A 9801-nucleotide genomic window follows, 5' to 3' on the forward strand; every position below is an offset into this window, starting at 1 on the left:
GGAGAATCCCGCGATGACTTCCACCACCACCGAATTGCTGGCCGCGCTGGGCGTGCCGGCGACCGCCTTCACCGGCGGCCAGCGGACTGTCCGCAGCCCGATCGACGGCGCCGTGATCGGCGCGGTCCATGACGCCAGCGCCGCGGACATGACCGCCGCGATCGCCAACGCCCAGCAGGCTTTCCTGGCCTGGCGCACGGTGCCGGCGCCCAAGCGCGGCGAGCTGGTCCGCCTCTTCGGCGAGGAGCTGCGCGCGAACAAGGCCGCGCTCGCCCGCCTCGTGTCGCTGGAGGCCGGCAAGGTCACCAGCGAGGGCGAAGGCGAAGTGCAGGAAATGATCGACATCTGCGACTTCGCCGTCGGCCTGTCACGCCAGCTGCACGGCCTGACGATCGCCAGCGAACGCCCGGGCCACCGGATGATGGAGCAGTACCTGCCGCTGGGCGTGGTCGGCATCATCTCGGCCTTCAACTTCCCGGTCGCGGTCTGGGCATGGAACTCGGCGCTCGCACTGGTCTGCGGCGACACCTGCGTCTGGAAGCCCAGCGAGAAGACCCCGCTGACCGCGCTCGCGACGCAGGCGCTGTTCGAGAAGGCGGTCGCGCGCTACGCCGGTGCGCCGAAGTGGCTGTCGCAGGTCGTCCTCGGCGGCGCCGCGGTCGGCGAGGCCCTGGTCGACGACGCGCGCGTGGCGCTGGTCTCGGCCACCGGTTCCACCCGCATGGGGCGCGCGGTCGGTCCGCGTGTTGCCGCGCGCTTCGGCCGCTGCCTGCTGGAGCTGGGCGGCAACAACGCGATCATCGTGACCCCGAGCGCCGACCTCGACCTGGCCGTGCGCGGCATCCTGTTCGGTGCCTACGGCACGGCCGGCCAGCGCTGCACCACGACGCGCCGCGTCATCGCCCATTCGTCCATCCATGATGAACTGGTCGCCCGCCTGGACCGCGCCCGCGCGCAGCTCAAGATCGGCAGCCCGATCGAGCCCGGCAACCTGATCGGTCCGCTGATCGACCAGGCCGCGTTCGATGCGATGCAGGCGGCCCTGCAGGCCGCGCGCGAGCAAGGCGGCGAGGTCAGCGGCGGCGAGCGCGCGCTGGCGTCGCAGTATCCGGAAGCGTTCTACGCGGTGCCCGCGCTGGTGCGCATGCCGGCGCAGACGGCCATCGTGAAGCACGAGACCTTCGCGCCCATCCTCTACACCCTCAAGTACGAGACGCTGGACGAGGCCATCGCGCTGCAGAACGACGTGCCGCAGGGCCTGTCTTCGGCGATCTTCACCAACGACATCCGCGAGGCCGAGACCTTCGTCAGCGCGAGCGGCTCCGACTGCGGCATCGCCAACGTCAACATCGGCACCTCGGGCGCGGAGATCGGCGGCGCCTTCGGCGGCGAGAAGGAGACCGGCGGCGGCCGCGAATCCGGCTCCGATGCCTGGAAGGCCTACATGCGTCGCACGACCAACACGGTCAATTACTCGCGCGAGCTGCCGCTGGCGCAGGGCGTGAAGTTCGATGTCTGAGCGGACGGCTGAACTGAAGGCGCTGACGGCGCTGAACGCCCGCGTCGCCGCGGCGGTGGGCAGCGGGCTGTTCCAGCTGCTGGGAAGCGCGCTCGGCGAGGGGGCGGCGCGCGCCGCCTTCGCCCGGGTGCAGGTCCTGCCGGCGCTGCTGCGCCCCGCTGGCGAACGCATCGCGCGCGCCGAACTGGCACAGGCGCTGAACATGGCGCTGTTCCTCGACGTGACCGAGCGGGTGCCGATGGCGGCCGCGTATGTGGCCGACCTGCAGCGGGAAGGGCAGCAACTGGTGTTCGACCACGGCGCGCTGCGCACGGTGGCGTGGCCCTGTGGCGCGCTGCCTCCGGGCGAGGCCGCGATCACCCGGGTGCTGCGTCCGCTGGGCTTCGCGATGGCCGCGACCTACCCGCTGCCGCGCCTGAAGATGACCGGCCGCGCCTGGCGCCATGTCGACTTCCCCGAGGACATCGCCCAGTTCTTCGTGTCGGAGCTGCATCCGGAGCGCTTCTCCGGCAGCTTCCAGGGCGCGGTGACGCGCGTGCTGGCAAGCTCCCGCGATCCGCTGGCGCCGGCCGATCTGGCCCTGCTGGAGCAGCTCGCGCGTGATGGCGACCTGCCGACGGCGGCCGCCGTCGCGCTGCTGCCCCGGCTGGTCGGCTGCTTCGCGCGTCAGCATGGACTGTTCGAGGCCGACGACTATCAGGCGCTGCTGGCCGAATCGGCCGAGATGGCCTGGATCGCGACCGAGGGCAATGCGTTCAACCATGCAACCGATCGTGTGGCCGACATCGAGGCCGTCGTCGCCGCGCAGCGTGCGCTGGACCGGCCGGTGAAGGACTCGATCGAAACCTCCGCGACCGGGCGGGTGCGCCAGACCGCATTCAAGGCGGCGCGGGTGATGCGCGAATTCCTCGACCGCGGCCAGCGCGTGATGCTCGAGGTGCCGGGCAGCTTCCATGAATTCATCCAGCGCGCGCCGCTGGACGAGTCCGGCGCGCTGGACCTGGCCTTCGATGCGGGCAACGCGACCGGCATCTTCAAGATGACGGCCGGCGCGGCGAAGGACGCGGACACCGCCGGCGAGGCGGCGGCGTGCTGAGCGCAACGCCAGGGGCGGAGGCCGCGGGCGCCGCCAGCCAGATGACGGGCTTCCTCGCGGAAGCCCGCGCCGTTTGCGGCGACGCCTACGTGCAGGACGGCACGGCGATCGAGCCGCGCTACCTGCAGCCGGCACGCTATGCGGCGGGGCAGGCGGCCGCGCTGGTGCGGCCGGGCCGCCGGGACGAGGCGGCGCGGGTGCTCGCGCTGGCGGCGGCCTGCGGGCTGCGGGTGGTGGTGCAGGGCGCGCATACCGGCCTGGTGCGTGCCGGCACGCCGGACGATGCGCAGGGCGAAGTGCTGCTCAGCACCGAGCGGCTGCGCGAGGTCTTCGAGCTCGACCTGCTGGACCGCACGCTGCGGGTGTCGTCGGGGTATCGGCTGTCGGAGATCAATGAGCGCCTCGAGCCCCATGGCCTCTGGTTCCCGGTGGACCTGAGCGCTGACCCCTCGATCGGCGGCATGGTCGCGCACAACACCGGCGGCACGCGCATGCTGCGCTACGGCGACGTGCGCGCGAACACGCTCGCGCTGGAGGTGGTGCTCGCGGAGCCGGCGGGGCAGGTCGTGCGCTTCGGGCAGGGCCTGCAGAAGGACAACTCGGCGCTCGCGCTGGGACAGCTGTTCATCGGGTCCTCGGGCAGCCTGGGACTGGTGAGCGAGGTCACGATCAAGCTGTCGCCGCTGCCGCGCCAGCGCGCGGTGGCGCTGGTCGCGCCGTCGTCGCTCGACGAGGTGTTCCCCCTGTATGCCGAGGTCATGCAGCGCTGGGGCGGGCTGGTGTCCGCCTTCGAAGGCATCAGTCGCGCGGCGCTCGAGGCCGGCCTGCATGGGCAAGACCTGGCGCGCTGGTTCGGCGGGCAACTGCCGGACTACGCGATGCTGATCGAGCTCAGCAGCGAACTGCCGGCCGAGCAGCTCGCGCTCGGCGAATTGCTGCAGCACTGGCTCGAGCAGGAATTCGAGACGGGGCGGGTGCGCGATGCCGTGCTCGACGCCGACGAGGCGATCTGGGGCATGCGCCATCGCATCAGCGAAGGGCTGCGGGCGCAGGGCAAGGTGATCGGCCTGGATCTCTCGCTGCCGCGGCGGCACTTCATGCGCCTGCGCGAGCGCGGGGCGGCCTGGCTGGCGGAGCGGTTCCCGCAGCTGAGACTGGCCGACTTCGGTCACCTGGGCGACGGCGGCATGCACTTCAACATGGTGTGGCCGCTGGAGGCCGGCGCATGGCATGCCGAGCAAGAGCTGGCCCTGCGCGAAGGGCTGTATGCGCTGGTGGCGGAGCTGGGCGGCTCGATCAGCGCCGAGCACGGGGTAGGACCGCAACTGCAGGCGGCGTACCGGGCGCACTGGACCCGGGTGGAGCCCGGGGTGCTGGAGTGGGCGCGGCGCGTACAGATGTTGTGGGATCCGCACGGTCGACTGGGAAAAGTGGATTGGGGCGGCTGAACTGCTTGCCAGATTCCAAAACCATGCTACAGTCCAATTCTTCGCTGCAACGCAGTTGACGCGAAGACAAATCCTGAAAGCCCAGGTGGCGGAATTGGTAGACGCACTAGTTTCAGGTACTAGCGGGTAACTCCGTGGAGGTTCGAGTCCTCTCCTGGGCACCAAATACGAAAAGCCGGCCTCGAGCCGGCTTTTCTCATTGGTTCATCCAGGAAGTGCTGCCGTCCCGCGCTGCTCGCATCGATATGGCACAGTCGGGCCAGCTTTTCCGACCGCCATGCCGCCACCCAAACCCGCCACCATCATCGACGTCGCGCGCGAAGCCGGCGTGTCCATCAAGACGGTTTCCCGGGTGCTGAACCAGGAGCCCGGCGTCCACTCCGAGACCCGGGAGGCGGTGCTGAAGGTCGTGGCCGACCTCAAGTACCGCCCCAAGCAATCCGCCCGCAGCCTGGCGGGCGGGCGCTCTTTCCTGATCGGCCTGCTGTATTACGACCCGTCGGCGGCCTTCGTCGGCGGTGTGCAGCAGGGCGCGACGCTGCGCTGCCGCGAGGCCGGCTATCACCTGGTGGTCGAGTCCCTCCACAACGACGCTCCCGACCTGGCGATGCAGGTCGACCGCATGGTCTCGGCGCTGCGGCCGGACGGGATGATCCTGACCCCGCCGCTGTGCGACAACCCGCAGGTGCTGTCCGCGCTGCGCGAGAGCCACACGCCTTGCGTGCTGATCTCGCCCGCGGCCGACGAGCCCGACCATCCCAGCGTCCGCATGGACGACGTGCATGCGGCCGAGGAGATCACCAACCTGCTCATCAGCCTCGGCCACACGCGGATCGCGATCATCAAGGGGGCGAAGGACCAGGTCGCGTCCAAGCGCCGCTACCAGGGCTACCTGGCCGCGCTGAAGGCCCACAAGATCGCCCTGGACAAGGACCTGGTGGTGCAGGGCGACTTCACCTTCGACGCCGGCGTCGAGGCCGCCTACCAGTTGCTGAGCCGGCGCCAGCGCCCGACGGCCGTGTTCGCGAGCAACGACGACATGGCGCTGGGCGTGCTGGCGGCGGCGCAGCGGCTCGGCCTGTCGGTGCCGGGCGACCTCTCGATCGCGGGCTTCGACGACACGCCGGCGGCGGCGCGCGTCTGGCCGCCGCTGACCACGGTGCGCCAGCCGATGGACGACATGGCGCGCGCCGCGGTGGACCTGCTGATCGGCGCGCCGCGCGACGCGGGTGCCGCCGCTTCGGCCAGGCCCAAGCACCGGGTGCTGCCGCATGAACTGGTCGTGCGCGACTCCACCGCGGTGCTGGGCGCCAAGGCGGCGCCGCGCGCCAAGAAGGCCGGCTGAGCGGACGGAGGAACCGCGCCGCCGATCAGGCGGCTCGCCGATCCGAGCGCGCGAGGATCTGCTCGATCAAGGTCCGATGCGGCGGCAGGTCCCTCAGCGCGTGGGCACCCAGCTGCGCGATCGTCGCGAACTCCCGACGCGCCTCCTCGCCGCGGTTCAGCGGCGCCATCCAGGCGCCGGGTTCGGTCTTGAATTCCATCCCGTACAGCACGTATTGCCAACTCGCGGGCAGGTACATCTCGACGTCGGTGATGAAGTCCAGCCGCTGCGGTGGCCGGCAGCGCCACATCGCCAGCTTCTCCTTCAGCGATTCGGTGAACGACGCCGGATCGGCGTTGTCACGCCAGAAGGCGGTATCGGTGCGCTGCGTCAGGCCGTAGTGCAGCTTGATGAAGTCGACGATGCGCGCGTAGCGCTCCTTCATGAACGCGTTGAAATGGCGCGCGACCGGCGCGGTGTCGCCGTTGAACGGGAACAGCTGGCCGATCAGGTAGGCGGCGGTCTCGATCAGTCCGATGCCTGACGACTCCAGCGGTTCCAGGAACCCGCCCGCCAGTCCCACTGCGACGCAGTTCTTCACCCATTGCGTCTCGCGATAGCCGATGTCCAGCGTGAGCCGGCGTGGCGAGAGATCGTCGGCGGCCGGACCGATGTAGCGGCGCAGCGCCCGTTCGGCGTCGCTGTCGTCGCAGTGGCGGCTGCTGTAGACATGCCCGATGCCGCGGCGCTCCTGCAGGCCGATGTCCCAGATCCAGCCGCTCTCCTGCGCGCTGGCGATCGTGTACGAGGCGATCGGCGCGTCGGGCCGCGCATACGGCACCTGCATCGCGAGCGCACGGTCGACGAAGAGCACGTCTCGCATCGAGCTGAATGGCGAGCCCAGCGCCTCGCCGATCAGCCGGGCGCGGAAGCCGCTGCAATCGATGTAGAGCCCGGCCGTCAGCGTGCCCGCTTCGCGGGTGTGCACGGCGGCGATCGCCCCCTGCTCGTCGAGGTCGACGCGATCCACCGTCGCGATGACGCGTCGAACGCCCAGGGCCTGGCCATGCGTGGCGAGCAAGGTCGCGAAGCGGCCCGCGTCGAAGTGATACGCGTAGTTCAGCGGTCCGAGGTAGTCGCCATCGCCGACCCGCTTCGGTCCGTGCCGCGCGTCCGCCACCGCCTTCTGCAGCGTGACCGCCTCGGCGAACGCACGCGTCGGCCCGGCCTCGCCGCCGAGCCAGTAGGGCAGCAGCTCCGGCGCGCCGGGGCGCTGGCTGGGCTGGCTGAACGGATGGAAGTAGTGATCCGCGCCGGGCGTGCCGGGCGGCCGGACCCAGTGGTCGAAGCGGATGCCCTGCTTGTAGGTGGCGGAGCAGGCCTGCAGGAACTCCGCCTCGCCGATGCCGATCGCCGACAGCGTCCCGCGGATCGACGGGAAGGTCCCCTCGCCGACGCCGATGATGCCGATGTCGCTCGACTCGACCAGCGTGATGCGCACGCCGCCTTGGGCAGTGCCGAGCTGCCGCGCGAGGAAGGCGGCGGTCAGCCAGCCGGCCGTGCCGCCGCCGACGATGAGGATGTCCTGGATCGGGGTCATGACTGTCTCCGGGTCGTTGTGGTGCGCTGACGACATCCCCGTATCCATCGGGGTCCTGGGCGTCGCGGGTGTTCGTAGGCGGACTACGGGTAAATGATAGGGTCCAAAATGACAACGGTGTCAATCGAGGCGTTGACAACGTTGTCATGGGGCTCCTACGATGTACTCAAACTACAAGAACAACCCCGGATCAGAGCTTCACCTCGAGAGCCCACTGGAGACAACAACATGACCGACCGCCTCATCCGCCGGCCGCGCCTTGGCCTGGCTTCCCCCATTCAAATCGCCGTGCTCGCCCTGCTGGCCGGCGCCGCGCACGCCCAATCCACCGAGGCGCCCGCGCCGCAGGCAGAGACAGCGTCCACCGCCGCCGCGGCATCCGCCGACGGCAAGGACAGCAAGGCGCTGCCGCAGGTCGTGGTGACCGCGACCAAGCGCTCCACCTCGCTGCAGAAGACCCCGATCGCGGTGACCGCCATCAGCGCCTCCACGATCGAAGACAACCACGTCAAGAGCATGCTCGACGTGTTCAATCTCGTGCCCAGCATGCAGGGCACCGGGCAGGGCGACCACGGCATCGTCAGCATCACGCTGCGCGGCATCGGCAACGACTCGGCCAAGACCGAGTACGCCGACCCCGAGGTGGCGCTGTTCGTCGACGGCGTCTTCGCGCCGCGCCCCGAAGGCGCCGCCACGATGCTGTTCGACCTCGACGGCATCGAGGTCCTGCGCGGTCCGCAGGGCACGCTGTGGGGACGCAACTCCACTGTCGGCACCATCAACATGAAGACGGCCAAGCCGGTGCTGAAGGACAACTCCGGCTACCTGGAAGTCGGCACCGGCAGCTACAACCGCCTGGGCGCCAAGGGCGCCGTCAACATCCCGTTGACCGACACGCTCGCGGCGCGGGTGGCCTTTATCCATGAGCAGCACGACGGCTACGTCGACTACCAGAAACCCACGCAATACACGCTGGCGCAGCAGCAGGCCGCCTACAACGCCGGCAACACCGCCGGCACCTTCCCGGCTTTCCAGCCGATCAACTACAACCTGTTCGTCACCGGCGGCCCGAAGTACAACGCCCAGGACCAGACCGCCGCGCGCCTGAGCTTCCTCTGGCAGCCGGTCAAGACCTTCCGCTGGGACCTGTCGCTGGAGCAGTTCGCCGACCGCGGCACGCCGGCGATGAGCCTGATGCAGACGCCGCGCGCCGGCCAGAAGCTCTGGTCCGCGCTGATCGACACCGCGCCCTCGCTCAAGCGGGACTCCACCTCGATCCGCAGCCGCATGGAATACGACATGGGCGGCATGGCGCTGGCCTACGTCGCGGGCTACACCAGCTTCAAGGGCTCGGGCACCTACGACCAGGACTTCGGCGTGAACATGCCGACCAGCTTCACCACCGGCGCGACGCACCAGGAAGACAACACCGTCTGGACGCGCTATCGCAGCCAGAGCCATGAGCTGACCCTGCAGAGCACGCAGAAGCAGACCGTCGACTGGGTGCTGGGCCTGTACTACGCGGCCGAGGACAACGGCATCCGCTTCGACATCCCGATCATGAACGGCACCCAGCAGGGCACCGTGAACTGGCAGGGCTCGTTCATCCAGCCCAAGGAAACCGTCGACTCCAAGGCCGCCTTCGGCCAGGCGACCTGGAACCTGACCGATGCGCTGCACCTCACCGGCGGCCTTCGCTACACCCACGACGACCGCAAGAACATCGGCGGCCGCGGCTGGTTCTGGGCCGGCAATCCGGCCGCACCGCAGATCCCGCTGAACCCGACGATCGATCCGACCGATCCGGCCAACGGCTACAGCGCCGGCAACATCAACGACGCCCACTACAAGGGCAGCAAGACCACCTGGCTGGCGCGCGCGACCTACGACCTGAGCAAGGAGTCGATGGCCTACGCCAGCGTGTCCACCGGCTACAAGTCGGGCGGCACCGGCGACGGCGGCCTGCCCTACGGGCCGGAGACGCTGACCAACTACGAGGTCGGCTACAAGACCTCGCTGCTGGACGGTCGCATGACCTTCAACATCAGCGCGTACCACATGAAGTTCAAGGACTTCCAGTTCAGCGCGCCGGTGATCGTCAACGGCAACCGCCAGTTCGCCTACTCCAACGCCGAGGGCGCCAAGGTGTCCGGCCTGGAGATCGAGACCGCCTGGATGATCACCAACGACGACAAGCTGCAGCTGTCGGCGTCCTACACCAAGACCAAGCTCGGCCAGCTGGTGGCGGCGTCCAACGATTACCAGCTGCCGACCTGCTTCGACACGACGCTGGGTGGCAACTGCCTGAACGTCACCGGCAACGACCTGCCGCATGCGCCCAAGGTCGCGATCCAGCTGATGTACGAGCATGTGTTCCCGCTCGCCAATGGCGACCAGGTCGCGCCGCGCATCAGCTACCACTACCAGTCGGCGAACTGGCTGTCGGTCTTCAACCTGGGAGAGGGCGATCGCCAGAAGGCCTACTCGACCGCCGACATCGCGGTGCGCTACTCGTCGAAGAAGAACTGGTACGTCGACGCCTTCGTCCGCAACGTCTCGGACGAGAAGATCAAGACCAGCGCCGGCAGTTCGGGCAGCTTCGCGAATCCGATCTGGACCGCGCAGTACGCCGCGCCGCGCACCTTCGGCCTGAACGCGGGCTACAACTTCTGAGCCCTCGGGCCCGGTGGTTTCCCGCCCTGTCCGCCCCGCGCCGGTCCCGCCGATGGTCGCCCCCGATGCCACCGACGACGGCCGCGCGAGGGCACCGGCACCGGCGGGCGCATTGACCCGGCGATCGGCGGCGGGCGCGCT

6 protein-coding genes and 1 tRNA gene are annotated in these 9801 nt (G+C 69.5%); 6 read left to right on the forward strand and 1 reads right to left on the reverse strand.

Annotated features, from left to right (window positions below):
- Nucleotides 1-13 precede the first annotated feature (13 nt).
- The 5 genes from amaB to CS062_RS17825 all read left to right on the forward strand — a co-directional run bounded on the left by amaB (nt 14) and on the right by CS062_RS17825 (nt 5408).
- Nucleotides 14-1519, forward strand: coding sequence for an L-piperidine-6-carboxylate dehydrogenase (gene amaB, locus CS062_RS17805; RefSeq protein WP_099862927.1), 1506 nt, complete (start codon nt 14-16; stop codon nt 1517-1519).
- Nucleotides 1512-2615, forward strand: a complete 1104-nt coding sequence (locus CS062_RS17810) for a 2-oxoadipate dioxygenase/decarboxylase family protein (protein ID WP_099862928.1) — start codon at nt 1512-1514, stop codon at nt 2613-2615. The genes amaB and CS062_RS17810 overlap by 8 nt, the downstream gene beginning before the upstream one ends.
- Nucleotides 2609-4063, forward strand: coding sequence for an FAD-binding oxidoreductase (locus CS062_RS17815; RefSeq protein WP_143742403.1), 1455 nt, complete (start codon nt 2609-2611; stop codon nt 4061-4063). Before CS062_RS17810 ends, CS062_RS17815 begins: the two co-directional genes overlap by 7 nt.
- A 79-nt stretch (nt 4064-4142) precedes the next feature.
- A tRNA-Leu gene (locus CS062_RS17820) sits at nt 4143-4227 on the forward strand.
- Between the two features lie 113 nt (nt 4228-4340).
- Nucleotides 4341-5408 (forward strand): LacI family DNA-binding transcriptional regulator, encoded by a 1068-nt coding sequence (locus CS062_RS17825; protein ID WP_099862930.1) that lies wholly within the window; start codon nt 4341-4343, stop codon nt 5406-5408.
- Nucleotides 5409-5433: 25 nt separating this feature from the next.
- Here the strand turns inward: CS062_RS17825 and CS062_RS17830 are convergent, their stop codons facing one another.
- Nucleotides 5434-6987 carry a tryptophan halogenase family protein gene (locus CS062_RS17830; RefSeq protein ID WP_099862931.1) on the reverse strand — a complete coding sequence of 518 codons (1554 nt, stop codon included), beginning with the start codon at nt 6985-6987 and terminating at the stop codon, nt 5434-5436.
- 228 nt (nt 6988-7215) lie between these two features.
- On the opposite strand from CS062_RS17830, the gene CS062_RS17835 reads away from it, so the two are divergent.
- A complete protein-coding gene (locus tag CS062_RS17835; RefSeq protein WP_099862932.1) occupies nt 7216-9660 on the forward strand; it encodes a TonB-dependent receptor in 2445 nt (814 codons plus the stop codon).
- Nucleotides 9661-9801 lie beyond the last annotated feature (141 nt).

Source organism: Roseateles chitinivorans, from assembly GCF_002761755.1.
Classification (GTDB): Bacteria; Pseudomonadota; Gammaproteobacteria; order Burkholderiales; family Burkholderiaceae_C; genus Roseateles; species Roseateles chitinivorans.

Excerpts from the sequence above, each read along its gene's own strand:
- amaB (WP_099862927.1), top strand. The coding sequence starts at position 14 with ATGACTTCCACCACCACCGAATTGCTGGCCGCGCTGGGCGTGCCGGCG.
- CS062_RS17810 (WP_099862928.1), top strand. The coding sequence starts at position 1,512 with ATGTCTGAGCGGACGGCTGAACTGAAGGCGCTGACGGCGCTGAACGCC.
- CS062_RS17825 (WP_099862930.1), top strand. The coding sequence starts at position 4,341 with ATGCCGCCACCCAAACCCGCCACCATCATCGACGTCGCGCGCGAAGCC.
- CS062_RS17830 (WP_099862931.1), bottom strand. The coding sequence starts at position 6,987 with ATGACCCCGATCCAGGACATCCTCATCGTCGGCGGCGGCACGGCCGGC.
- CS062_RS17835 (WP_099862932.1), top strand. The coding sequence starts at position 7,216 with ATGACCGACCGCCTCATCCGCCGGCCGCGCCTTGGCCTGGCTTCCCCC.